At 71.2% G+C, this 23,577-nt stretch carries 22 protein-coding genes; 20 read left to right on the top strand and 2 right to left on the bottom strand.

The annotated features are described in order from the left end of the window. The first annotated feature begins 221 nt into the window (after positions 1 to 221). From D9V36_RS16355 to D9V36_RS16295, 15 genes are all read left to right on the top strand, one after another. Positions 222 to 1,157, top strand: coding sequence for a S1 family peptidase (locus tag D9V36_RS16355; protein ID WP_129294419.1), 936 nt, complete (start codon positions 222 to 224; stop codon positions 1,155 to 1,157). 302 nt (positions 1,158 to 1,459) lie between these two features. Beyond that, entirely contained in the window at positions 1,460 to 3,268 is a 1,809-nt protein-coding gene (locus D9V36_RS16350) for a hypothetical protein (RefSeq protein WP_129294418.1), read from the top strand. 256 nt (positions 3,269 to 3,524) lie between these two features. Next, positions 3,525 to 4,250 (top strand): Flp pilus assembly protein CpaB, encoded by a 726-nt coding sequence (cpaB, locus tag D9V36_RS16345; RefSeq protein WP_206739678.1) that lies wholly within the window; start codon positions 3,525 to 3,527, stop codon positions 4,248 to 4,250. 13 nt (positions 4,251 to 4,263) lie between these two features. Next, positions 4,264 to 5,727, top strand: a complete 1,464-nt coding sequence (locus D9V36_RS16340; RefSeq protein ID WP_241720892.1) for an AAA family ATPase — start codon at positions 4,264 to 4,266, stop codon at positions 5,725 to 5,727. Between the two features lie 3 nt (positions 5,728 to 5,730). Continuing rightward, entirely contained in the window at positions 5,731 to 6,114 is a 384-nt protein-coding gene (locus D9V36_RS42035; protein ID WP_241720891.1) for a TadE/TadG family type IV pilus assembly protein, read from the top strand. A gap of 86 nt (positions 6,115 to 6,200) precedes the next feature. Continuing rightward, on the top strand, positions 6,201 to 6,683 hold the full coding sequence (locus tag D9V36_RS16335; protein WP_129298457.1) for a TadE/TadG family type IV pilus assembly protein: 483 nt from the start codon (positions 6,201 to 6,203) through the stop codon (positions 6,681 to 6,683). After that, positions 6,680 to 8,020, top strand: a complete 1,341-nt coding sequence (locus tag D9V36_RS16330) for a CpaF family protein (protein WP_088799691.1) — start codon at positions 6,680 to 6,682, stop codon at positions 8,018 to 8,020. Before D9V36_RS16335 ends, D9V36_RS16330 begins: the two co-directional genes overlap by 4 nt. Then, the gene (locus D9V36_RS16325) at positions 8,017 to 8,964 is read left to right on the top strand and encodes a type II secretion system F family protein (protein ID WP_129294417.1); all 948 of its coding nucleotides are present in this window, start codon (positions 8,017 to 8,019) and stop codon (positions 8,962 to 8,964) included. The genes D9V36_RS16330 and D9V36_RS16325 overlap by 4 nt, the downstream gene beginning before the upstream one ends. A 150-nt stretch (positions 8,965 to 9,114) precedes the next feature. Beyond that, a complete protein-coding gene (locus D9V36_RS16320; protein ID WP_129294416.1) occupies positions 9,115 to 10,008 on the top strand; it encodes a DUF5936 domain-containing protein in 894 nt (297 codons plus the stop codon). A 651-nt stretch (positions 10,009 to 10,659) separates the two neighbouring features. Continuing rightward, positions 10,660 to 10,824 (top strand): hypothetical protein, encoded by a 165-nt coding sequence (locus D9V36_RS40930; protein WP_164992958.1) that lies wholly within the window; start codon positions 10,660 to 10,662, stop codon positions 10,822 to 10,824. 23 nt (positions 10,825 to 10,847) lie between these two features. After that, positions 10,848 to 11,600: a pilus assembly protein TadG-related protein gene (locus D9V36_RS16315; RefSeq protein ID WP_129294415.1), complete on the top strand. Its 753-nt coding sequence runs from the start codon at positions 10,848 to 10,850 to the stop codon at positions 11,598 to 11,600. A gap of 76 nt (positions 11,601 to 11,676) precedes the next feature. Beyond that, on the top strand, positions 11,677 to 12,261 hold the full coding sequence (locus D9V36_RS16310; RefSeq protein ID WP_129294414.1) for a hypothetical protein: 585 nt from the start codon (positions 11,677 to 11,679) through the stop codon (positions 12,259 to 12,261). Between the two features lie 70 nt (positions 12,262 to 12,331). Next, positions 12,332 to 12,967 (top strand): OmpA family protein, encoded by a 636-nt coding sequence (locus D9V36_RS16305; protein WP_129298456.1) that lies wholly within the window; start codon positions 12,332 to 12,334, stop codon positions 12,965 to 12,967. Between the two features lie 84 nt (positions 12,968 to 13,051). Beyond that, a complete protein-coding gene (locus D9V36_RS16300) occupies positions 13,052 to 13,633 on the top strand; it encodes a TetR/AcrR family transcriptional regulator (protein ID WP_129294413.1) in 582 nt (193 codons plus the stop codon). Between the two features lie 236 nt (positions 13,634 to 13,869). Continuing rightward, on the top strand, positions 13,870 to 15,069 hold the full coding sequence (locus D9V36_RS16295) for a Cmx/CmrA family chloramphenicol efflux MFS transporter (protein ID WP_129294412.1): 1,200 nt from the start codon (positions 13,870 to 13,872) through the stop codon (positions 15,067 to 15,069). A gap of 38 nt (positions 15,070 to 15,107) precedes the next feature. On the opposite strand, the gene D9V36_RS16290 is transcribed toward D9V36_RS16295, so the two are convergent. Then, a complete protein-coding gene (locus D9V36_RS16290; RefSeq protein WP_129294411.1) occupies positions 15,108 to 15,473 on the bottom strand; it encodes a DUF192 domain-containing protein in 366 nt (121 codons plus the stop codon). Positions 15,474 to 15,753: 280 nt separating this feature from the next. Between D9V36_RS16290 and D9V36_RS16285 the strand changes: the two genes are divergently transcribed. Then, the gene (locus D9V36_RS16285) at positions 15,754 to 16,482 is read left to right on the top strand and encodes a prepilin peptidase (protein WP_129298455.1); all 729 of its coding nucleotides are present in this window, start codon (positions 15,754 to 15,756) and stop codon (positions 16,480 to 16,482) included. 268 nt (positions 16,483 to 16,750) lie between these two features. Here D9V36_RS16285 and mgrA read toward each other — a convergent pair whose 3' ends face one another. Beyond that, entirely contained in the window at positions 16,751 to 17,782 is a 1,032-nt protein-coding gene (mgrA, locus tag D9V36_RS16280) for an L-glyceraldehyde 3-phosphate reductase (RefSeq protein ID WP_129294410.1), read from the bottom strand. A 140-nt stretch (positions 17,783 to 17,922) separates the two neighbouring features. On the opposite strand from mgrA, the gene D9V36_RS16275 reads away from it, so the two are divergent. The 4 genes from D9V36_RS16275 to D9V36_RS16260 all read left to right on the top strand — a co-directional run bounded on the left by D9V36_RS16275 (position 17,923) and on the right by D9V36_RS16260 (position 23,407). Further along, entirely contained in the window at positions 17,923 to 18,702 is a 780-nt protein-coding gene (locus tag D9V36_RS16275; protein WP_129298454.1) for an isoprenyl transferase, read from the top strand. A 573-nt stretch (positions 18,703 to 19,275) separates the two neighbouring features. Beyond that, entirely contained in the window at positions 19,276 to 20,598 is a 1,323-nt protein-coding gene (locus D9V36_RS16270; RefSeq protein ID WP_129294409.1) for a PhoH family protein, read from the top strand. 441 nt (positions 20,599 to 21,039) lie between these two features. Then, a complete protein-coding gene (locus D9V36_RS16265; protein ID WP_129294408.1) occupies positions 21,040 to 21,741 on the top strand; it encodes a transglycosylase SLT domain-containing protein in 702 nt (233 codons plus the stop codon). Positions 21,742 to 21,868: 127 nt separating this feature from the next. Then, entirely contained in the window at positions 21,869 to 23,407 is a 1,539-nt protein-coding gene (locus D9V36_RS16260; protein WP_129294407.1) for an AI-2E family transporter, read from the top strand. Positions 23,408 to 23,577 lie beyond the last annotated feature (170 nt).

Genomic DNA, 23,577 nt, shown 5'->3' with positions numbered 1-23,577 from the left:
AGCGACGGCGTCAGTTTTGGCGCGTTGGCATGAGCGGGTCAAGGCGTCGCACGGCCAGATGCGAGGGCGTCGGCAGGCGGGGCGTTTCGAGGGGAAAACGGCAACTGCCCATCGGTTTCGGGAAATTCATTGCCTCATGCCGCGGTGGCGCCAACAATGCGCACGACAAAGCCGAACGCCCCTGAGGGCGCTTCGGTGACATAAGCGGAGAGGACCCCCACATGAACAGACCTCTCGTCGGCACCCTGGCCACGGCCGTGCTGGGAGCCGCAGCCTTGACGGGCACCGTCGGAACGGCCCACGCTGCGCCGCAGCACGGAGCGCAGCACATCAAGCAGCAGAACGCAGAGCAGCAGCACGTCAAGCAGCAGGGACTCACGCGGCAACTCACCCAGCGGCACAAGGCCAAGGCGGTGGACTTCGCCGGCACCGTCGCGCTGAGCAACTGCTCGGGCTCGGTCGTCCGGATGCCCACCTCGCAGCCGAACGACCCGGCCCTGGTGATGACCAACGGCCACTGTCTGGAAAGCGGTATGCCCGATCCCGGCGAGGTCATCGTCGACCAGCCGTCCAGCCGCAGCTTCACCCTGCTCAACAAGTCGGCCGGCCGGGCGGGCACGATCAGGGCCAACAAGGTCGCCTACGCCACGATGACCGACACCGATGTCACGATCTACCAGACCTCGTCGACGTATGCGCAGATCGAGCAGAAGTACGGGATCAAGCCACTGGAGCTGGCCACCGACCACCCGGCCAAGGGCGCGGCGATCAGCGTCGTTTCCGGCTACTGGAAGAAGATCTACTCCTGCAACATCGACGGCTTCGTGCCCACCCTCAAGGAGGGGGACTGGAGCTGGAAGGACTCGGTCCGCTACACCCCGCAGTGCAAGACGATCGGCGGCACGTCCGGGTCGCCGGTGATCGACACCGCCACCGGCAAGGTCACGGCCATCAACAACACGGGCAATGAGGACGGCGAGAAGTGCACCGTCAACAACCCGTGCGAGGTTGACGAGAACGGCAATGTCACGGTGCACAAGGGCATCAACTACGCCGAGGAGACGTACGGGATACCGAAGTGCTTCGGCGCCGGCAACAAGCTGGACCTGAGCGCGGCGGGATGCACGCTGCCCAAGCCGGCGGCCACCCGTAGGTGACATGACGCGAGGTGCGATGCCGGATGCCGGGTCCCGTGCACGGGGTGCGCGGGACCCGGCGCTGTATCGGGGGAGAGGGGAAAGAGGGGCGGGAGGGGAAGAGGTGGGCCCTCCGCTGAGGGCCGCTGGGCCGGTATGCGCCATTTCACTTCGGGGTGATGGTCATGACGAGTAGCCCAGAACGTGTTCTCTGGGGCGTATCTCTGTGGATAAAGTGCTGAGCGTATGGCGCCTCTGGCGCAGAGCTGTGCCGATCCGCGGTCCCGGGGCCCCCGGCGGCCGTCAGGGAGTGGGGGAGCGACGTGCCGACCGCGATTGCCGTCACCAGCCCGGACCTCGCGCTGCCCCCGACCGACCGGCAGACCCCGGCCGCCGTCGTCCTCCAGGCCCCACAGCTCCAGTCGTTGGACGACGCCCTGACGGAGACCAGCGCCGTCCTGGAGCACCACGGCCACCTCGTCGTGCTGTACTCCTCGGCCTGTCCGCCGGAGCACATCCGCCGGATGCACACCCTGCGCGCCGTCCTGGAGAGCGACCGGATCGCCATCGTGCCGCTGCCCCTGCCGCCGCTGGGCGTGGCCCTACTGGCCCGTCAACTGCGGCAGTTGTCACTGTGCGACTTCAGCCCCGGTGTGCTGGCCGCCGCCGCGCGGCTGCTGACCCATTACCTTCACACCGGCGCCCTGCTGGGCAGCGTCAGCGGCCTGGACCGGATCGAGGTCGATCTGCGGTCCCATGTGAAGTCCTGGCTGCCCGGCGCCCACTTCGCGGTGCTGGCCCATCCCGAGCCGCAGCTGCTTCACGTGGACCGGCACAGCACCGAGGCCGGGCTGCCCGCGCCCGGATTCGCCACCCAGCTCACGGTGGCCCGCGGCCAGCTCACCTCGGACTGGGTGACCGGCACGCTTGCCCCGGCCTGGCGGGTGCAGGGGGTGTACGAGGCCCGGCTGCCCGCCGAGTCCGCCCGGTGGTGGGGAACCCAGAAGCTGATCGAATTCGCGGCGGCCATACCGGATGTGTCGGTCCTGCGGCAGCTCGTGGCCTCCGTACGGCGTGAAGAGTGCGGCTGGTGCGGCCTGGAACTCCTCGGTGACCACTGTGCGTTCTGCGCGGCGCCGCTGGCACGGGAACGGGCGGCGGGGGGTGGCGGCTCGGGCCAGGGGCCGGCGGCCATAGGCGGCTCGGAACACCGGCCGGGAGAGGGGGCGGCGGCCATCACTGCTGGGGCTTTGGGGGCGGCTTCCTCGACGGCTGCGGATTCTGTCTCGGCTGCGGCTGCGGCTGGGGCTGGGGCTCCGGGGTCTGCGCCCGCTCCCGGGGTTGCTCCCGGTTCCTCGGCGGCTTCGGCTACCGGGGCCTCTGCGGATCCCTCGGACGGTTCGGCTGCTTCGGCTCCTGCGCCCGAGCCCGGACCCGCCCCTGCGCCGACCGCTGCCCCGCCTTCCGCCCCTGCCTCCGCGTCCCCTCAGCCGCCTCACGCGTCGGCGTCCGCTCCGGCCCCCGGTCCTGCGCCTACCTCCGGGGGGCCGGGTGAGGCTGCCGCTCCTTCGGAACCGGCGGCCGGTCAGCCTCTCTCGCCGTGGGACGAGCGCGGCCTCTCGCCGGTGACACCTCCCGGTGCGGCTGGTGTGGCCGGTGTGCTCGGTGTGCCGGGTGCGGCGGATGTACGAAGTAGCGGCCGCCCCGGAGAGCCGCAGCAAGGCCAGGGGCAGGGGCAGGGCCAGTGGGACGTCCGCGGGCCGGATCTCACGGCGGGCTGCCCTGACGGGTCGGGGAACCCGTACGTCCCAGGGACCTCGTACGCGTCAGAGAATCCGTACGGGTCCGGGCGCCCGGTGCCCGGCAACCCCTACGCGTCCGACGGCGCCCGTGCTCCCGGCCCTCGTGCCCCCGGCCACTGGGACCTGCCCGGTCACCCCGATTTCGACGGCCACTCCGAGCAGCACGCCCCGCAGTACCCCGGACCCCTACAGCCCGGCCACCCACAGCCCGGCCACCCACAGCCCGGTCACTCGCAGCACCCCGGCCACCCGGAGGGTCCCGGGTACCCGGCCCCGTCCGGCCGGCCGGCGACCCCCGGTACCCCGCGGACGGTGGCCCGAGTGCGCTGAACCAGCCGGGCCGCCCGCGCCCTCCCGCCTCCGGCCGCCCGTGCCCTGCCGCCGGCTGCCGACCCGTCAGCCCCTACGGCCGGCGGACCCCGTCAGCCCCTAAGGCCAACGGACACGGCAGCCGCCGCCGGTCGCCGCCCCCGTCCAGAGCCGGCCGCCCCGCCACCTGCCCTCCCTCAGCCCCTCCCTCCCCGCCTACCCCCCCCTCCGTCCCTCCCCGCCCGTCCTCTCCCGTCCCGATCGAGGTCCCTCCCCCATGAACTCTCGCCAGCGCCGCGGAGTGATCCTGCTGCTCCTGTCGGTTCTCTGTGCGGTCGGCGCGTTCGTCGGCGTACTGTCGGTGATCCAGAACGTCGAGTCCAAGGTCGGTCCCGAAAAGACGGCGTACCGGCTGAAGACGGATGTCGCGGCCTATAAAGCGCTGGATCCTGGGCAGTTCGAGAAGGTGAAGATGCCCGAGCGGTGGCTGCCGCCCACCGCCGTGACCGACCTGGACCAGGTCAGCGGCCGGATCGCGGTGACGCCGCTGAAGAAGGGGTCGCTGCTGCAGGACGACATGATCGTCGAGCGGCCCGCGCTGAAGGCCGGACAGCAGGAGATCGCCATCATGATCGACGCGGCCACCGGGGTGGCGGGCAAGATCAACCCCGGCGCCCGGGTGAACATCTACGCCACCTTCGAGGGCAAGCGCCCCGAGGACAAGCCGGTCTCCAAGGTCATCGTCTCCGGTGCCCAGGTCATCGACGTCGGCAAGCTGACGCCGCTGGAGGCCAAGGACCCCGGCGACACCACCTCCGCCGCCACGGGGCGGCAGGCCGGTGACGCCGTCCCGATCACCTTCGCGCTGAACACCCAGGACGCCCAACGGGTCGCGTACGCCGAGTCCTTCGCCTCGCACGTACGGCTCGCCCTGCTCGCCCCCGGCAGCGAGGCCACCGTCCCGCCGGGCCAGCGCACCTACACCCTCGACGGCGACAAGTGACCCGGAGGCTCAGGTGACCATCCGTATCCTCCCGGCAATCGGTGACCCGGACGCGGCGCGTGCGGTGTCCTCGCTGCTCAACCAGCTGCCGGACGCCGAGCCCGCACCCGCCGTCGCCGACTCCGCCGCGCTGCTCCACGCGCTGGCCGGCGCCGCCGCCCAGGGGGCCGGCGGGTCGCTCGCCGGTACCCCGCCCGAGTCCGGTGCGCCGTCCGGAGTCGAAGCGCTTCCCGAGGTCGTGCTCGTCCACGAGCGGATCGGCCCGACGCCGGCGCTGGAGCTGATCCGCGAGGTGGCGCTGCGCTTCCCCGCCGTCGGCGTCGTACTGATCACCACGGATGCCGGGCCCGCGCTGTTCTCCGCGGCGATGGACGCCGGTGCCCGCGGCATCGTCGGACTGCCGCTCGGTTACGACGAGTTGGCCGCCCGGGTGCAGGCCGCCGCCCAGTGGTCGGCGGGGGTGCGGGTGCACCTGGGGGGCAGCCCCGAGGCGGCACCCGGGCCGGCCGGCACCCTGGTGACCGTGACCGGCGCCAAGGGCGGGGTCGGCACCACGGTCGCCGCGGTGCAGCTGGCGCTGGCCGCACGGGCGGCGGGCCGGAGCGTCGCGCTGGTGGACCTGGATCTGCAGTCCGGCGATGTGGCCTCCTACCTGGACGTCCAGTTCCGCCGCTCGATCGTCGATCTGGCGGGCATCACGGACATCTCCGTACGGGTTCTCCAGGACGCGGTGCACGACCACCACACGGGCCTGGGGCTGCTGCTGGCGCCCGAGGAGGGGGAGCGCGGTGAGGAGGTCGACGACCGGGCGGCCCGCCAGATCATCGGTGCGCTGCGCTCCCGCTACGAGGTGGTGCTGGTCGACTGCGGCTCCCAGATGCAGTCCGCCAACGCGGCGGCCGTCGAACTCGCCGATGTGGCCCTGTTGGTGACCACCCCGGACGTGGTGGCCGTACGGGCCGCCAAGCGGCAGGTGCGGCTGTGGGACCGGCTGCAGATCCGGCAGGCGGAGGACACCACGACCGTGGTCAACCGCCTCACCCGTAACACCGAGATCCAGCCGCCGCTGGTCGCCAAGGCCACCGGCACCCAGGTCGCCAGGACCCACGTACCGGCCGCCTTCAAGGAGCTTCAGCCCTGTGTCGACGCGGGCCGGATGCAGGACCTCGACGGGCGGTCGACGGTCCGGCAGGCGCTGTGGGCGCTGGCGGGCGAGCTCGGCCTGGTCGAGTCACCGGCCGTACGGCGGGAGGGCCGGGGAAGCCACCGGGCGCGCCCGACGCTGACGGGGCGCCGGCGCAAGGCCATAACGCCGGGGGCGGCTCCCGGTTCCGGGACGGGTCAGGGTCCGGCCCCGGGGCCGGCCTCCGGGTCGGGGTCGGGTTCCGGTATCCGCTTCGGCGCGCGGCGCGGCTCCGCGGCGGCGGCCGGCGGCTCGGGTCCGTTCGATCCGGCCGGTCCCTACGAGGAGGGCTGAGCGGTGCGGCGCCCACTGGGCGGCAACGACCGGGGGCAGGTCGCCGTGGAGTTCCTGGGGATGCTCCCGCTGATCCTGCTGGTCCTCGCGCTGCTGTGGCAGCTGGTGCTGGTCGGCTACGCGTTCTCGCTCGCCGCCCACTCCGCCGACCGGGGCGCGCGGGCCGGTACGGCGACGGAGGGCGGCGGCGCGGGCGCGTGCCAGGCCGCCGCCGAGCACGAACTGCCCAGTTCCTGGCGGGGCGGTGCCGCCATCGACTGCGGCGACGGAGGGGACGTGTGGAAGGCGACGGTCCACATCGACGTCCCGGTGCTCTTCCCCGGCGCGGGCAGCTTCCCGTGGCCGGTGCGGGGCTCGGCCGGCGCCGCGAAGGAGGACCCCCGGTGAGCGCCGTACGCCTGCCGGCCCTGTCCCGGGCCGCCGCCAAGCCCCCCGGCTCTGCCCAACCCCGCTTCGCCGCGCCCCGGCTCCGCCTGGCCGCCCGGCTCCGCCCGCCCGCCCGGCTCCGCCTGCCCGCCCGGCTCCGCGGCCACGGCCGCGACCGGGGCACGGTGTCCATCGAATTCCTCGGCTTCCTGCCGATCCTGCTGGTCATCGGGCTGGCGGTGGTCCAGCTCGGCATCGCCGCATTCGCCGTCCAGCAGGCCGGTACGGGAGCACGCGCCGCGGCCCGTACCGCCTCGATGGACGAGGCCGACCACCCACCCGCCCCGGAGGCCGCCGGCCGGGCCGCGATGAGCGACTGGGTCAAGGCCGGCATCACCGTGGGCGGCGACGGCGGCGGTTCGGTCCGAGCGACGGTGCGGGTCACCATCCCCTCGATCATCCCCGGCGTGGACAACTTCGGCACCGCCTCCCGCACCGCCACCATGCCCCGCCCGCAGGAACCCGGCGCCCTGGGCCTCGCGCCCGCCGTGGACACCGTGGACACGTACGAAGGAGCACCCCCGCGATGAGTCTGAAAGCCCGGATCGTCGCACCCGAGCCGGCCGGTGAAGCGCGCCAGGACAGCAATCTGGTCGCCGTCTACCGCGCCAAACTGCTCGAAGAGATCGACCTCGCCGAGATGTCCTCGCTGGCCGCGGCCGAGCGCCGCGGACGGCTGGAACGCGTGCTGGGCCACATCATCAGCCGTGAGGGCCCGGTCCTCTCCACCGCCGAACGCGCCCAGCTCATCCGCCGGGTGGTGGACGAGGCGCTGGGCCTCGGGGTGCTGGAGCCGCTGCTCGAAGACGCCTCGATCACCGAGATCATGGTCAACGGCCCCGACCAGGTGTACGTCGAGCGGGCCGGCCGGGTCGAGCTGCTGCCCGTCCGCTTCGCCTCGCACGAGCAGCTGATGCAGACCATCGAGCGCATCGTCTCCACCGTCAACCGGCGGGTCGACGAGTCGAACCCGATGGTCGACGCCCGGCTGCCGTCCGGCGAACGCGTCAATGTCATCATCCCGCCGCTCGCCCTGAACGGCGCCACCCTCACCATCCGCCGCTTCCCGCGCGCCTACACCCTCGCCGAACTCATCGGCATGGGCACGCTCGACGAGCAGATGCTGATGCTGCTGGCGGGGCTGGTGCGGGCCAAGTTCAATGTGGTGGTCTCCGGTGCCACCGGCGCCGGCAAGACCACCCTGCTCAACGCCCTCTCCGGCCTGATCCCGGACGGCGAGCGGATCATCACCGTCGAGGACGCCGCCGAACTCCAGCTCCAGCAGAGCCATGTCATCCGGCTGGAGTCCCGGCCGCCCAACGTGGAGGGCAAGGGCCGGATCACCATCCGCGACCTGGTGCGCAACTCCCTGCGGATGCGCCCCGACCGGATCATCGTCGGTGAGGTGCGCGGCGGCGAAACCCTCGACATGCTCCAGGCGATGTCCACCGGCCACGACGGTTCGCTCGCCACCGTCCACGCCAACAGCGCCGAGGACGCCCTGATGCGGCTGCAGACCCTGGCCTCCATGTCGGACGTCAAGATCCCCTTCGAGGCGCTGCGGGACCAGATCAACAGCGCCGTCGACTGCATCGTCCAGCTCACCCGGCACGCCGACGGCTCCCGCCGGATCAGCGAGGTCGCCCTGCTCGACTCGCGCGGCCACGAGGACTACCGCATCGCGACGGTCTGCCGCTTCGACGCCGAGCCGATGGGCGCGGACCGTATCGTGCACGGGCGGTTCCGCTACTTCCCGCTGCCGCGGCGGGTCGCCGAACGCCTCTTCATGGCGAGCGAGCCCACCCCGCCCGCCTTCGGCGTCGCCACCGATGACGCTCAACTCGCCACCCGGAAGGCCCTCTCATGACCGGCGGGAACCCCCTCGCCCTGCTCGCCCTCGGGTCCGCCCTGCTGTGCGGGGTGCTAGCGATCGCCGGCGTACGGACCTATGCCGCCGGGCACGCCCAGCGGCAGGCCGTCGTCGACCGGCTCGACGACGAGCGCAGGCTGCCGTCCGACGGACGCCGGCGCCGCTTCCCGTCCGTCGACCGCGCCCTGCGCGGCACCCGCTTCGGCCGTCGCCTCGAACTGCGGCTGGCCGCCACCGGCCTGGACGTCACCCCCGGCGAATTCGTCGTCTACATGCTCGGCGCGGTGCTCGCGCTGTGGCTGGTCGCGCAGGCCGCCCTCGCCCCGTTCTTCGGCCCGATCGCCGCGCTGGTCGCCGTCTGGGCGGCGTTCGCCTTCCTCAACTGGCAGCGCCAGAAGCGCATCGAGAAGTTCATCAACCAGTTGCCCGAGCTCTCCCGGATCCTCGCCAACGCCACCCAGGCCGGGCTGGCGTTGCGGACGGCGCTGGGCATGGCGGCCGAGGAGCTGGAGGCACCGGCCGGTGAGGAACTGGCCAAGGTCTCCGACAAGCTCTCCGTCGGCCACTCCATCGACGAGGCGCTGGGCGAGCTGGCCGAACGCCTCCCCTCCCGGGAACTCGTCGTCCTGGTCACGACCTTGGTGCTCTCCAACCGCGCCGGCGGCACCGTCGTCGGTTCGCTGCGCAACCTCACCACGACCCTGGAGGAGCGCAAGGAGACCCGCCGGGAGGTCCGCACCCAGCTCTCCCAGGTCGTCGTCACCGCCTATGTCGTCCCGCTGCTCGGCATCGGCACCCTGCTGCTGATGAACCGGATCGCCCCGGGCGCCATCGACCGGATGACCTCCTCCTTCCTCGGCCAGCTCGCGGTCGTGGTGGCCTTCGTCCTCTACGGGCTCGGGTTCTTCTTCATCCGCCGGCTGTCCAAGATCGACGTCTAGACACCGAACCGACACCGAACCGACACTGGCATCGAAACCGGCACCGGCACCGGCCTCGATACCGACACCGGCCTCGAAACCGGAACCGGCATCGACAGAGGCACCGGCCTCGATACCGGACTCGGTCCCGGAATCCGCAGGGGAACAGGAATGGGAATCGGAATTCTGCTGGCCGCGGCCTTCGCCCTCTCGGTCGTGGGCATCTGCTGCGGTATCGCGCTCTACCGCCGGGAGGCCCGGCTGCCGCCCGACCTGGCGCTGTCCCTGGAGGTCGGCGCGACCCGCACCACGGTGGTCGGTTCGGCCGTGGACCGCACCGGCATGCGCTACGCGCCGCTGGTGCTGCGGCTGATGGGCGACAAGCGCACCGCCCGGGTCCGCCGGCGGATCGACCTGGCCGGCAACCCCGGCGGGCTGACCGTCGACCGGTACGCCGCCCGGCGTGCCGTCTACGGGGCCCTCGGCTTCTTCGGCGCGCTGGTGATGTTCCTGCGCGGTCAGCCGCTGCTCGGCGTCCTGATGGTGCTCTTCGGCCTCTTCTGGACCGAGGTCGGCATCTGGGCTGCGATCCGCCAGCGCAGGGACACCATCGAACGCACCCTTCCGGACTTTCTGGACGTGCTGGCGGTCGTGGTCAGCGCCGGATTGAGCTTCCGTCAGGCGCTGGACCGGGTCGCCGAGAAGTACGAGGGGCCGTGGGCCGATGAACTGCGCATCACGCTGCGGCAGATGGACATGGGCGTCAGCCGCCGGGCGGCCTTCGAGGAGCTACGCAAACGCAACGACTCCGAACAGGTCGCCCAGTTCGTCACCGCCCTCCAGCAGGGCGAGGAGCTCGGCTCGCCGATCGTCGAGACGCTGATCCAGATCGCCAACGACATGCGCCGCACCGACGCCCAGAACGCCCGGCGCCGCGCCGCCCGCGCGGTCCCCAAGGCCACCATGGTCGTCACCACTTTTATGGTCCCGGCCACGATGATCCTGCTCATCGCGGGGTTCTTCCTGGGCTCGGGGACCAGCTTCGGCTCGCTGATGGGGGAGTGAATCGTGCCACAGCTCCCGGCCCCGGCCCGGCCCGAGGCCACCGGGCGCCGCCGGTCCGCACTCGGCACGCCCACGCCGGTTCACCTCGCCGCGGCCCTCTCCGTCCGTCGTTCCGTCTCCCGCGCCGGCACCCTTCACAACGATCACGCACGCCGGTCCGCCCTTGCGGATGCACATCTTCGAGCGGGCGGCCGCCGGGCCGGTCGCCGTGCCGACCGTGGGGCGGGCCGCCGGGCGGGCCGCCGCTCCGCCCGCAGTCGGCCGCGGCGGCCCGCATCCGGCCGGATGGGTGCCCTTCACCGTCCGCTTCTCGTCAACTCCTTCGCACGAGCAACGAGTTGTGTCACAGTGGGTGGGCGGACGATTTCGTCCGTGCCATGGCGCGGAGGGGTCGCCCGGTCCACATGGGCAGGGGAACGGGGCATGGCGCCGGAGGGGGAGCGGGGGTGGGTGAGGTGCGACTGATTGGCCGAAATGCGCCGTTGTGCCCGTCATCTGTAATCCCAAATGAGGATTGGGCACGGATTCCCTGTTCCGGGCACGCTGTTCCGGCGTACTTTTCTCGTGTCGCGAGCGCGGTCGGCCGCGCCGGCGCCACGGGGACTGACCAGCCGGACCAGAGCGGTACGGCCGCCCATGGAGGGGAAGACGATGGCGAAGCGTATTTTGGGGAACGACCGGGGACAGACCTCGATCGAGTACCTCGGCATCATCGCGGTGGTCGTGGCGATCGTCCTGGTCCTGTCGACCACGGACTTCGGCAGCCAGATCGCGAACGCCATCGCCAAGAAGATCTCCGACGTCGTCGGCATTTAGGCCCCGTCGCTGCCGTCACGGTGGTGCCGGCCACCATCCCGCGCCGTCGGCGCGACGCCGGGCAGGCCTTCCCGCTCTACATCGTTGCGGTCGCGGGCCTGCTCTTTCTCGCGCTCGCCTTCTTCGCCGTCGGGCAGGCCGCGACCACCCGCAACGGTGCCCAGACCGCCGCCGACGCGGCCGCGCTCGCCGCCGGCCAGCAGTACCGCGATCTGCTGACCAAGACCTTCTTCGACGGCCTCCGCGACGGGAGCTACCAGAGCAACCGGGCCGTGTGGAAAGACCTGCTGAACGGGCGCGGCGTCTCGTCCGACACGGCCTGCGAGCGCGCGGGCTGGTTCGCCGGACGCAACGGCGCCGACCTCTCCGGTACCCGGACCGGCTCCGGTTCCGGCTGCGTCGCGGGCTCCTGGCCCACCTCCTTCGCCGTCGCGGTCAAAACCCGGAACCCGGTGGGCAATTCCGTCATCCCGATGACCAAAAGCGCCTATGGGGAGGCCAAGGCGAAGTCCGTCGTCAAGCCCCGCTGCACCCTCGACCCCGCCACGGACGGCCCGGGGGGTACGGGCGCCACGGGAGGCACGGGCAAAACCGACGGCAAGAGCGGCGAGGGGGGCAAGGACGGGAAGGACGGGAAGGGCGGTAAGGACAAGGACGCCCCCAAGGCCACGCCCCTGGAGATCACCTGCGACGGAAAACGCTGGACGCTCGACCCCGACGACCTCCGGCATCTCCCCGACGCCTCCGACCTCTTCTCCGTACGCCTCGCCCAGTGACCGGCCGCCCCCGTACCCCGATCCGCACTCCGGCACCTCCGAGACGACCAGACGACGATCAAAGGAATCGCATCCCATGAGCATTCGGCGCACCACGAAGGCCGCCAGACGAGCGGTCGCCATGGCGAGCGCTGTCGGCCTGGCTCTCGTCGTGGCCGGCTGTGGTGGTGGCGACGGCGGTGCGAAGGGGACGGACGGCGACAAGCCCCCGGCCCGCAGCACCGCCCCCAAGGACAGCGGCCCCGGCAGCCCGGCGGCCGACTCCGACAAGGTGATCGGTGAGATGAAGGGGCCGGACGGCGTGGTGGTCACCCTGCACTCCGTGGTCCGTGACTCCGGCGGCTTCGTCACCGTCAACGGCACGGTGTCCAATCACGGCAACCGCGCCTTCAACGCGATCGACTGGCGTTCCAACGAGACCGAGCTGCGGTCCCGTTCCTCCATCTCCGGAGCCACCCTCGTCGACAAGGCGGGCAAGAAACGGTATTTGGTGCTGCGGGACACCAATGGCGAATGCCTGTGCACGACCGGCCTCAGCGGTCTGATGCCGGGGGACAGCCGCCCGATCTTCGCGCAGTTCCCGGCACCGCCGGCCAAGGTGACCCAGGTCGACTTCCAACTGCCGACCATGCCCCCCGCCAGTGTGCAGATCACGGACTGAGCGGGCACCGATGACCGCGACTCCGATGCCCGCGCCACAGACGCCCGCACCCCAGAAGCCCGCGACCTCGATGCCCGCGAGCCGGACGCCCCGAGGACGTCGCCCACACCGAGCGCCCCGTACGGCCGTCACCGCCGCCGTCGCCCTGCTGCTGACCGCGGCGCTGACGGTCCCGGCCGCCCACGCCGATCCGCCGGGCCTGACCGAGGACTCCAGCCCCCCGGTCCACATCGACCCCAACGACCCCGATCTGCGCATGGTCCAGGGCGCCAAGCTCGCCCCGTCCAAGGTCCTCAACATCAAGTCCATCGTCGAGACCGACGACGGCTCCGAGCGCCGCCAGGACACCAACGACAATGTGACCTTCTCGCTCCAGGCGGAGGTCCTGTTCGACAAGGACAGCGCCAAGCTGTCGTCGGACGCGCTGTCGCGGATCGGCGGCATCGCGGCGGAGATCAAGAAACAGAACGCCATCCGCCTGCGGGTCTTCGGCTTCACCGACAATCTCGGCTCGGCGAGCCACGGCCTGGTCCTGTCCAAGCAACGGGCCAACGCCGTCCAGCAGGAGCTGGCCAAAGACCTCGGCTCCTCCGTCAGCTTCCAGATCCGCGGCTATGGCGAGCAGTACCCGATCGCCGACAACGGCACCGAGGCAGGCCGCAAGAAGAACCGCCGGGTCGAGGTCAGCTTCCCGCGCGCCTCGTGACCCGTGGCGTCCATGCGGAAGCAGGCACGAGCGCGGGCACGCAGTATTGGACTGGTCGATTCAATACCTGCTAGCGTCACCGGTATGGCGCGACCCAGGAAGTTCGACGAGGAGCGGGCGCTGGATGCCGCGATGGAGGCGTTCTGGGCCTTCGGCTATGAAGCGACCTCCACTCAGGACCTGTGTGAGGCCACAGGTCTCGGGCGCAGCAGCATCTACAACACCTTCAAGAGCAAGCACGACCTCTTCGAGCGGGCGCTGGCCCGCTACATGGACTACAAGAACAATGAATTGTCCGTGCTGCTGGAGGGTGACCTGCCCGCGCGGCAGAAGGTCCGGGCACTGCTGTGGCGGGTGCTCGACGACGAGTTCGCCGAGGGGGCGGACGGCCGCGGCTGTCTGGTCGTCAACACCTGTGTCGAGGTGGCCGCCCATGACCCGTCCGTCGCCACCTCGCTGGAACGGGACTACGGGCTGCGGCTGGAGGCCCTCCGTGCCGTGATCGAGTCCGGTCGGCGCGATGGCGATATCGCGGCCGGCAAAGATGCCCGCACCCTCGCCCATCTGGTGATCGCCGCGATCGCCGGGCTGCGGGTCTCAGCGCGTTCCGGCGTAGGGCGCACCGCCCTGGAGGGCGTCGTGGAGGCAACGCTGAGCGCCTTCTGATCCGCACGTCCTGATGCACGTCCTGATGCGCACGTCCTGATGTGTACGTCTTGATGTGCACATCTTGATCTGTGCCTTCCGGCCCCCGCGTTACCCGCGTTCCGATCCCCGCGTCCTGATCCACACCTCCGGAGCCCGGTCGCACCACGGGCTCGTTTTGAACTGATCGTTACAAAATTAGCCCATCCGCCACCGGACCTGCCCCTCCCCCCCCACACACAACGGAGCGCTCCGTCATGCCACTTGCGATCTACCTCCTGGGCCTGGGCATCTTCGCCCAGGGCACCTCCGAATTCATGCTCTCCGGACTCCTCCCCGACATCGCCGCCGACCTCGGCGTCTCCATCCCCGGTGCCGGTCTGCTGGTCTCCGCCTTCGCCCTCGGCATGTTCCTCGGCGCACCCGTACTCGCCGTGGCCACGCTGCGGGTGCCGCGCCGCACCGCGCTGGTCGCCTTCCAACTCGTCTTCATCGCCGGGCATGTGGCAGGTGCGCTCGCACCGGCATACGGGCTGCTGTTCGCGACCCGCGTGGTGAGCGCCCTTGCCTACGCCGGTTTCTGGGCGGTGGCCGCGGCGACGGCGGTGAGCCTGGTGCCGCCGGGTGCCAAGGGGAAGGCGCTGTCGGTGGTCGCCATGGGGCTGACCCTTGCCACCGTTGTGGGTGTGCCGGCCGGTACGGTCCTCAGCCAGCACGCGGGCTGGCGCGCGGCGTTCTGGGGCGTGGCCGCTCTCACCGGGCTCAGCGCGCTCTCACTGCGGGCCGTGCTGCCCGCGGGGCACGGCACCGGCGGTGAACCCCTGTCCGTACGGCGCGAGATGCGGGGTCTGGCCCGTCCGGCGCTGTGGGTGTCCTTCCTCGTCACCGCGCTGACCTTCGGCGCGGCGATCGTCACCTTCAGCTACCTTGCCCCGCTGCTGACCGAGGTGAGCGGGCTGCCCGCGACGTGGGTGCCCGCGGTCCTCGCGCTGTACGGGGTCGGCGGGCTGGCCGGGCTGTCGTTCGGCGGACGGGTCGCCGACGCGATGCCGCTGCGGACCCTGGTCATGGGCGTGGTGGCGCTCACCGTCGTGTCCGCGGCGCTCGCGCTCACGGCGGGGAGCCTCGGCACCACCGTCCCCCTGGTCTTCGTCCTCGGATTCACCGCATTCGTCGTCAACCCGGTCCTGCAGTCACGGGTGTTCCGCCTCGCCCCCGAGGCGCCGACGATGGCAGGCGCCCTGAACACCTCCGCCTTCAACGTCGGGATCACGCTCACCCCGATGCTCGGCGGCCTCACCATCGACGCGGGCCTCGGCTTCACCTCGGTGGCCTGGGTCGGCGCCGGCACCGGTGTACTGGCACTCGCCGCCTCGGCGTGGGCCGCCGTACTGCAGCGGCGCACGGAGCGGGTCGGCGCGCCGGCCGTCGACTGCCCGGCGTACGCGGCCGGGTAGTCGGCACCCGGGGCACGGCCGGATGCCGGACCCCTCCGTCAGCGGACGGGACCCGCGCCGCGCCGGAGGTCGAGCCGGAGGCCGGGGCGCAGGCCCCAGTGCGCCATCGCGCCGGCCTCCGCCTCCAGGACCTGCCGGGCGCGGAGGCGGGGGAGTCCCAGCCGGCCCGGGCGCATGGTGCGTACGGCCAGCACGGTGAAGTCCCGGCTCAGGTAGGCGACATCGATCGCGAACCGCATCCGGAAGGTGTGCACGCTGCTCGCCGGGGTCAGCAGCAGCGCCCCCTCGATGCCGTCGCGGCCCAGCAGTCCGCGGCTGCGGGCGCGCCAGGACGCCGCGATCTCCACCGGAATGATGTCCTCCGCGCCGTACAGGACCCCCGGGCCGTTCTCCCCACGCACCATGCACAGCGTTCTATCAGCTCCCGCCTGCCGGCTCCGCCAGCTCCCGCCTGCCGGCTCCGCCAGCTCCCGCCTGCCGGCTCCGCCAGCTCCCGCCTGCCGGCTCCGCCAGCTCCCGCCTGCCGGCTCCGCCAGCTCCCGCCTGCCGGCTCCGCCAGCTCCCGCCTGCCGGCTCCGCCAGCTCCCGCCTGCCGGCTCCTTCCGTGCCCGCACGCCGGATCCTTCTTCCGCCGTCCGTCCCCTCCTGCGAAGCGGGACACCCTATGGTCGGCACGTGCCAGTGATGCTGATGGTTCTCGCCGCCGCCTACGGGGTCGCGGCCGGGGTGCTCCTGCCACGGCCCGCCCACCGGATGGCCGTTGGGCCCGAGGAGGAGTGGTGCGCGGTCTGCCCCCGCGGGCATGCGATCACCGGGGTGGCGCGCGGCTGGCTGGGGCGGGGGCACTGCCCGCGGTGCGGGGCGTACGGGCCGGGGGCGCTGCCGATGGCGGCGGCCACCGCACTGGCCTGTGCGGCCCTGGCGGCGGCCACCGGACCGCGGCCGGAACTCGTCGCCTGGCTGGCGATGACACCGGTCGCGGTGCTGCTGATGGCCGTCGACTGGCGGGTCCGGCGCCTCCCGGACGTGCTGACGCTGCCCCTCGCCGTGATGGCGGCGGTGCTGCTGGGGCTCGGCGGCTGGTTCACCGACGAGGGCGGGGCGTGGCGGCGGGCGCTGCTGGGCGGACTCGTCCTGGGGGCGTGCTACCTCCTGCTCTATGTCGTCAATCCGCAGGGCATCGGGCTGGGCGACGCCAAGCTGGCGGTCGGGCTGGGGATCGCCCTCGGGTGGTACGGCTGGCGCACCCTCGTCCACGGCGGGGCGGCGGGTGTGCTGCTCGGTGCGCTCTACGGTGCGGGGCTGCTGATCGTCCGGCGTGGTGCACGGGGGACGGCCATGCCCCTCGGGCCCTTCATGATCCTCGGGGCGTTCGGCGTGCTGCTGCTGGGCGCCGCCGCGACGCCCGCCTGACGGGACGGGCCGGAGACGACCGGCCGGAGACGACAGGCCGGAGACGACGGGCCGGAGACCGAGCCACGCCGCCGCGCGCCGGTGCACGAAGCACCCCTCCTGCGGGGTTATGGTGGAAACCCCCCCTCGGGCCGGTCCGTATCCCCCCCCACGGACCGGCCCGCTTTTTGTTTCCGTGCCCCGGCTTGTCTCCGTGCACCGGGCCGGTCCCCGCGCGGCGGCGCGGTGCGGCAAGGCCGACACAGCGAGCCCGATCGCCGGACCGGCGCTAGCGCCGTGCCCAGATGTTCACGCCGTCCGTCGTCCTCGCGAACTCGTCGATCTCGGCCAGCTCGGCGTCCGTGATCTCAGGGGCGTCGAGGGCGGCGATATTGGCCTCCAACTGGGTGACGCTGCTGGCGCCGATCAGGGCGGAGGTCATCCGGTCGTCGCGCAGCACCCAGCGCAGCGCGAGCTGGGCCAGCGACTGGCCGCGCTGGGCCGCGATGTCGTTGAGGCCGCGCAGGCGGCGGACGACCTCGTCGGACAGCAGGCCCGGGTCCAGGGACTTGCCCTGGGAGGCCCGTGAGCCCTCGGGGATGCCGTGCAGGTACTTGTCCGTGAGCATGCCCTGCGCAAGTGGCGCAAAAGAGATGCAGCCCATGCCCTCGGCTTCGAGGGTGTCCAGCAGCAGATCGTCCTCGGTCCAGCGGTTGATCATTGAGTAGGAGGGCTGGTGGATCAGCGCGCGGACGCCCATTTCCCGCAGGATTCCGGCCGCCTCACGGGTCTGCTCGGCGTTGTAGGAGGAAACCCCGACATACAGGGCCTTACCCTGCTGGACGGCGGACGCCAGCGCGCCCATCGTCTCCTCCAGCGGCGTGTCCGGATCGAAGCGGTGCGAGTAGAAGATATCGACGTAATCGACACCCATCCGCTTCAGTGAGGCATCCAGCGACGAGAGGAGATATTTCCGCGAACCCCATTCACCGTACGGGCCCGGGTGCATCAGATATCCGGCCTTCGTCGACAGAATCATCTCGTCGCGGTAGCCGCGGAAGTCCTGCGCGAAGATCTTTCCGAAGTTCAGCTCGGCGGACCCGGGTGGCGGACCGTAGTTGTTGGCCAGATCGAAGTGGGTCACGCCCAGATCGAAGGCGCGGCGCAGGATGTCCCGCTGGGAGCTCAGGGTGCGGTCATCCCCGAAGTTGTGCCACAGTCCAAGGGAGATAGCGGGGAGTTTGAGTCCGCTGTGACCCGTTCTCCGGTACTTCATCGAGTCGTAGCGGGAATCCGCCGCGCGGTAGTCGGTGCCAGTCATGCTCATCTCCCTATCACGTACCTGTGACCTACCTGATTGGGCTGTCGAGACAGCCGAGAAGTAAAGTTGCCCACTTGAGGCGACGGGGCGACCGCCATTGGCACGGAGGGGCTGGACCACACATGCTGCGATCTTCCGGGATGCGCATCCCTTATCCGCCTGCATTGCGCAATCTGGTCTACCGGCTGTACGCGCGCAGGGTGGAGGGGCGCCTGGATCACACCCAGGTGCCCAAGCACATCGGCGTCATCCTGGACGGCAACCGGCGCTGGGCGCGGGCCGACGGGCGGACGCCCGAGCAGGGCCACCAGGCCGGTGCGGCCAAGATCAGTGAGCTGCTCGGCTGGTGCGAGGAGACCGATGTCGAGGTGGTCACGCTGTGGCTGCTGTCGACGGACAACCTCGACCGGCCCGAGGTCGAGCTGAAGCCGCTGCTGGGCATCATCGAGAACACCGTCCGGGATCTGGCCGCCGACGGCCGCTGGCGGGTGCACCACGTCGGCAACCGCGATCTGCTGCCGGCCGCCACCCAGCAGGTGCTCAAGGAGTCCGAGCAGGCCACCCGCGACAACACCGGCGTCCTGGTGAACGTCGCGGTCGGCTACGGCGGCCGGCAGGAGATCGCCGACGCGGTGCGCTCGCTGCTGCTGGACCACGCCGAGCGCGGCACCTCCTTCGAGGAGCTGGCGGAGATCGTCGACATCGACCTGATCTCCGAGCACCTGTACACCCGCGGCCAGCCCGATCCGGATCTGGTGATCCGTACGAGCGGTGAGCAGCGGCTGTCGGGCTTCATGCTGTGGCAGAGCGCCCATTCGGAGTACTACTTCTGCGAGGTTTTCTGGCCGGCGTTCCGGAAGGTCGACTTCCTGCGCGCCCTGCGCGACTACGCCGCCCGGCACCGGCGCTACGGCTTCTAGGGGTGCCCGGGGCGCTTCGCCGCGTTCCGCCGCATTCGGCCATAAGGGTCACTCACACCCCGTGAGCCTGATTCACCCCTGAAGTCCTTGATGCCCCTTCCGTTGCGGGGTGTCACCAGGCCCCGTCGGCTCCATGTGCCGCTGACGGGGCCTCTTCTGACACACCATCCCCTCGGGTACCACCTTGGCGACGCCGTCGCCCGGCGAGCAGGCGTTACCCAAGGTTCATCGACCGTGCGTCATATGCCGTGGCATGGCTACGCAGGTTCGAGGGAATATCCCTTCCAGGTCGGCGTCCGGAACAAGCCATCGGGCGCCGCATCTCAGCGGACGGCACGGGGTCGTCCGCCCGGGAGGCCCTTTGCACATCACGGAGGTCCGTGCGTACCGCACGGTCGACGCGGAGGGCCGGCGTTCGGCCCGCGCACTGTGGTCCGAGCCCGGTCCGGTCACCAGATGGCCGGGGGTCCCGGAGGCGCTGCCCAGCGACAGCTGGACAAGCGGCGCCCCCGGGAGTACACCGCCCCGCGACGCCGTCGCACCCCAACCTCATCCGAGGGGGTTCGTCCACCCGTGGTGAACATCAAGCAGCGCCGTGAGCACGACCGGCGCACTTATGTCCTCGACACCAGTGTGCTGCTGGCGGATCCAGGAGCCATGGCCCGCTTCGACGAGCACGAGGTCGTGCTGCCGGTCGTGGTGGTCACGGAACTGGAGGCCAAAAGGCACCACCCCGAGCTCGGCTACTTCGCCCGGCAGGCGCTGCGCCTGCTGGACGAGTACCGGGTGCAGTTCGGGCGGCTGGACTCGCCCATCCCCATCGGGGATCTCGGCGGGTCGCTCCGGGTCGAGCTGAACCACTCCGACCCCGGAATACTGCCCGCGGGCTTCCGGCTCGGCGACAACGACTCGCGGATCCTCGCCGTGGCGCGCAATCTGCAGGCCGAGGGGTACGACGTCACCGTCGTCTCCAAGGACCTGCCGCTGCGCATCAAGGCGTCCTCGGTCGGGCTGCTGGCCGAGGAGTACCGCGCCGAGCTGGCGATCACCGATTCCGGCTGGACGGGGATGGCCGAGCTGACCGTCTCCGCCGAGCAGATCGACGACCTCTTCGCCGCCGAGACCGCTCATGTGCCGGAGGTCTCCGAACTTCCGGTACATACCGGACTCGTACTGCAGTCCGACCGCGGCAAGGCGCTCGGCCGGGTCACCGCGGAGGGCGCGGTCCGGCTGGTACGCGGCGACCGGGAGGCGTTCGGGATCCACGGCCGCAGCGCCGAACAGCGGATCGCGCTGGATCTGCTGCTCGACCCGGATGTCGGCATCGTCTCGATGGGTGGCCGGGCCGGTACCGGCAAGTCGGCGCTGGCGCTGTGCGCGGGCCTGGAGGCCGTATTGGAGCGCCGGCAGCACCGCAAGGTGATGGTGTTCCGCCCGCTGTACGCCGTCGGCGGGCAGGAGCTGGGCTATCTGCCGGGCAGCGAGGCGGAGAAGATGAGCCCCTGGGCCCAGGCCGTCTTCGACACGCTGTCCGCGGTGACCAGCAAGGACGTCATCGAAGAGGTGGTGGGGCGCGGCATGTTGGAGGTGCTGCCGCTGACCCATATCCGGGGGCGCTCGCTGCATGACGCGTTCGTCATCGTGGACGAGGCCCAGTCGCTGGAGCGGAACGTCCTTTTGACGGTTCTGTCCCGTATCGGCGCCAACTCCCGAGTCGTGCTGACGCATGATGTCGCGCAGCGCGACAACCTCCGGGTCGGGCGGTACGACGGTGTGGTCGCCGTCGTCGAGAAGCTGAAGGGGCATCCGCTGTTCGCCCACGTCACGCTGAACCGCTCGGAGCGCTCGCCGATCGCGGCCCTGGTGACCGAATTGCTGGAGGACGGCCGGATCTGACCGGTTGTGAACACAGCGCCGCCCGGCAAAGCGAAGGAGCTTAGCCGGGCGGCGCAGTGCTGCGAGTGGATATCCGAAAATCGTTTGCCGTAAACGAGGTGTGAGCTTTCACACCCAGCGGGGAATTGCCTCCCGGCCTCCCGGTCGGGCAGAGTCTGGGTCCTGTCAGGCCCCGCATACGGCACCAAGCACCCCATCGGGGTGCCCCCGGTCGAACGAAGGTGAGACTGGGGGAGGCGTGTAGAACCAACGAACTTCATAGCGATGCGCCGTATGCCGCCCGAGCACCACGCGGACCCCGAGGGGGACGTACCGGGCCAGTGCTTCCCGTGACCAGTCGGACCCTCCGCTCAACAGGGCCCGGAACAAGGGGAGGCCAGCGTCAGGGGCACGATTGCGCCCGCGAGGTCACCTATGCGGGCGATGCTGGAAGGAAAACGTGTGAGCCGGATCTCGGTCCGGGGATTCGCCGTGGCATCCGCCACCGCGGTCACCACCGTCGGCGCCGTGGTCGGCGTCGCTGCAGGCAACGAGCCCGCCTCGGTCGGCAACACCGAGGCCACCGCTGCCGACGCGACGATCGCCGACATCCCCGCGGGCGCACAGGCCCAGGTGCAGACGGCTTCCCTGACGCAGCAGGCGGACGACCAGTCCACCCAGGCGGACACGGCAGCACTGAAGTCCGCTCAGGAGTCGGCCCGCAAGGCTGCCGCTGAGACCGCGCAGAGCAAGAAGGACGCGGCGGACCAGGCGAAGGCCAAGAAGGAGGCCGACGCACGCAAGGAGAAGCAGGCGGCGTCCCGCTCCTCCGCGCGCGGCGACCTGGGCGACCTCCTCGGCAAGGCCTCGTACTCCATCGGCGAGACGCAGTCCATCGCGCGGCAGATGATGGCCGGCGACCAGTTCCAGTGCTTCAGCCACATCGTGGACCACGAGTCCGGCTGGAACTACAAGGCCACCAACGCCGGCTCCGGCGCCTACGGCCTGGTCCAGGCGCTGCCCGGCTCCAAGATGTCCTCTGCGGGTTCCGACTGGCAGACCAACCCGGCCACCCAGATCAAGTGGGGGCTGAACTACATGAACGACCGCTACGGCAGCCCCTGTGGCGCCTGGTCGTTCTGGCAGGCCAACAGCTGGTACTAGGCCCGCCGGCAGTACCACCGCACTTCCGAAACCCCCGAACGCGGCAGCGTCGGGGGTTTCGTGCGTCCGGCACAGGTAACGTCGTGCCCGTCAGGTTGTGGCGCGTGGGAGGGGAAGAGGAAGGCACATGTCCAGATTGCCTCAGTGGGTCGGTGGCCTCGGCGCCGGTCTGACCCGGCTCTCGCAGCGGATGGAGGATCAGCGCCGCCGTGCGGAAGCCGCGGTGGGGGTTCCCCCTGGCGGGAGCTTTCCGGACTCCTCGGTGGAGGCCGGCGACTCGGGAGAGCTGAGGCGTGCCGGTCATGCGGATGCCCCCGCGGCCGGGGGTCCGGCGGACGGCGCAACGCCGCACGGCGGTGCGCCGGCCACGCTCACGGTCCCCCGTACCCAACTGCCGGAAGCCACGGACGGGGTGCCGCACCCCGCGACCGAGCTCGCCGCGCCGTCCCCCGATGCCGTCCCGCCGGAGAACGTCCCCCCGCCGCCGTCCTACGCCCCGGCCGTCGCGGCCCGCCCCGATCCGGTCGACGCGGTGCCGTGGGGCGTACGGGTCGCCGCCGAGGCGGGCTGGCGGCTGCTGGTGCTGGCGGCCACGCTGTGGGTCCTCGCGCGCGTCATCACCACCATCGAACTGGTGGTGCTCGCCTTCATCGCGGCGACGCTGATCACCGCGCTGCTGCAGCCCACCGTGGGCTGGCTGCGCCGGCGCGGGCTGCCGCGTGGGCCGGCCACCGCGCTGACCTTCATCAGCGGGTTCGTCATCATGGGCCTGGTCGGCTGGTTCGTGGTCTGGCAGGTCCAGGACAACATCGACTCGGTCTCCAGCCGCATCCAGGAGGGCATCACCGAGCTCAAGGGCTGGCTGCTGAAGAGCCCGTTCCATGTGACCGAGTCTCAGATCACCCAGATCGCCAAGAATCTGCAGGACGCGGTCGGCGCCAACACCGAGGCCATCACCTCGGCCGGTCTGGAGGGCGTCACCGTCGTCCTCGAAGTGCTCACCGGCATCCTGCTGGCGATGTTCACCACGCTCTTCCTGCTCTACGACGGCCGGCGGATCTGGAACTGGGTGCTCAAGCTGGTCCCGAGCGCGGCTCGCGAAGGGGTGGCGGGCGCCGGGCCGCGGGCCTGGCGGACGCTGACCGCCTATGTGCGCGGCACGGTGGTCGTCGCCCTGATCGATGCCATCTTCATCGGTATCGGCCTGTACTTCCTCAATGTGCCGCTGGCCGTGCCGCTCGCCGTCTTCATCTTCCTGTTCGCCTTCATTCCGCTGGTCGGCGCGGTGGTCTCGGGTGCGCTGGCGTGTGTCATCGCGCTGGTCGCCAACGGGGTGTTCACGGCGCTGATGGTGCTGGCGGTGGTGCTGGCCGTCCAGCAGATCGAGGGGCACGTCCTGCAGCCGTTCATCCTGGGCCGGGCGGTCCGGGTGCATCCGCTCGCGGTGATCCTGTCGGTCGCCGCGGGCGGTCTGATCGCCGGTATCGGCGGTGCGGTGGTCGCGGTGCCGCTGGTCGCGGTCACCAACACGGTGGTCGGCTACCTGCGTTCGTACTCCAGGGAACAGGCGGTACGGATGGCGGTGGCCCCGCGCGGCGCCACCGCGATCTCGGTGGCGCCGACTCCGCCCCCGGTGCGGGCCAGGCCCGAGGAACCCGGGGCGTAGGGCACCTTCTCCGGGTCGCCCGGACCGGTCCGGGCGACCCGTGTGATCGGTGTCATCCGGTTGATCCGGAAGACACTTCCCGGCCGCGACTTCCCGGTCGCGCCGGGCACCGGACGCACAGAACCCCGCAGACGCCAGGTCTGCGGGGTTCTTGTGTGCGGGTGTCCCGC

The sequence above is a fragment of the Streptomyces lydicus genome, from assembly GCF_004125265.1.
In the GTDB taxonomy this organism is placed as follows: Bacteria; Actinomycetota; Actinomycetes; order Streptomycetales; family Streptomycetaceae; genus Streptomyces; species Streptomyces lydicus_C.
This window is presented reverse-complemented; position numbering and strand designations above follow the sequence as displayed.

What these genes read in the sequence shown, in the direction of transcription:
- D9V36_RS16320 (WP_129294416.1), top strand. Translation starts at nt 9,115, where the DNA reads ATGGGAATCGGAATTCTGCTGGCCGCGGCCTTCGCCCTCTCGGTCGTG.
- D9V36_RS40930 (WP_164992958.1), top strand. Translation starts at nt 10,660, where the DNA reads ATGGCGAAGCGTATTTTGGGGAACGACCGGGGACAGACCTCGATCGAG.
- D9V36_RS16305 (WP_129298456.1), top strand. Translation starts at nt 12,332, where the DNA reads ATGCCCGCGAGCCGGACGCCCCGAGGACGTCGCCCACACCGAGCGCCC.
- D9V36_RS16355 (WP_129294419.1), top strand. Translation starts at nt 222, where the DNA reads ATGAACAGACCTCTCGTCGGCACCCTGGCCACGGCCGTGCTGGGAGCC.
- D9V36_RS16300 (WP_129294413.1), top strand. Translation starts at nt 13,052, where the DNA reads ATGGCGCGACCCAGGAAGTTCGACGAGGAGCGGGCGCTGGATGCCGCG.
- D9V36_RS16295 (WP_129294412.1), top strand. Translation starts at nt 13,870, where the DNA reads ATGCCACTTGCGATCTACCTCCTGGGCCTGGGCATCTTCGCCCAGGGC.
- D9V36_RS16285 (WP_129298455.1), top strand. Translation starts at nt 15,754, where the DNA reads ATGCTGATGGTTCTCGCCGCCGCCTACGGGGTCGCGGCCGGGGTGCTC.
- D9V36_RS16325 (WP_129294417.1), top strand. Translation starts at nt 8,017, where the DNA reads ATGACCGGCGGGAACCCCCTCGCCCTGCTCGCCCTCGGGTCCGCCCTG.
- D9V36_RS16260 (WP_129294407.1), top strand. Translation starts at nt 21,869, where the DNA reads ATGTCCAGATTGCCTCAGTGGGTCGGTGGCCTCGGCGCCGGTCTGACC.
- D9V36_RS16290 (WP_129294411.1), bottom strand. Translation starts at nt 15,473, where the DNA reads ATGGTGCGTGGGGAGAACGGCCCGGGGGTCCTGTACGGCGCGGAGGAC.
- D9V36_RS16330 (WP_088799691.1), top strand. Translation starts at nt 6,680, where the DNA reads ATGAGTCTGAAAGCCCGGATCGTCGCACCCGAGCCGGCCGGTGAAGCG.
- mgrA (WP_129294410.1), bottom strand. Translation starts at nt 17,782, where the DNA reads ATGACTGGCACCGACTACCGCGCGGCGGATTCCCGCTACGACTCGATG.
- D9V36_RS16275 (WP_129298454.1), top strand. Translation starts at nt 17,923, where the DNA reads ATGCGCATCCCTTATCCGCCTGCATTGCGCAATCTGGTCTACCGGCTG.
- cpaB (WP_206739678.1), top strand. Translation starts at nt 3,525, where the DNA reads ATGAACTCTCGCCAGCGCCGCGGAGTGATCCTGCTGCTCCTGTCGGTT.
- D9V36_RS16310 (WP_129294414.1), top strand. Translation starts at nt 11,677, where the DNA reads ATGAGCATTCGGCGCACCACGAAGGCCGCCAGACGAGCGGTCGCCATG.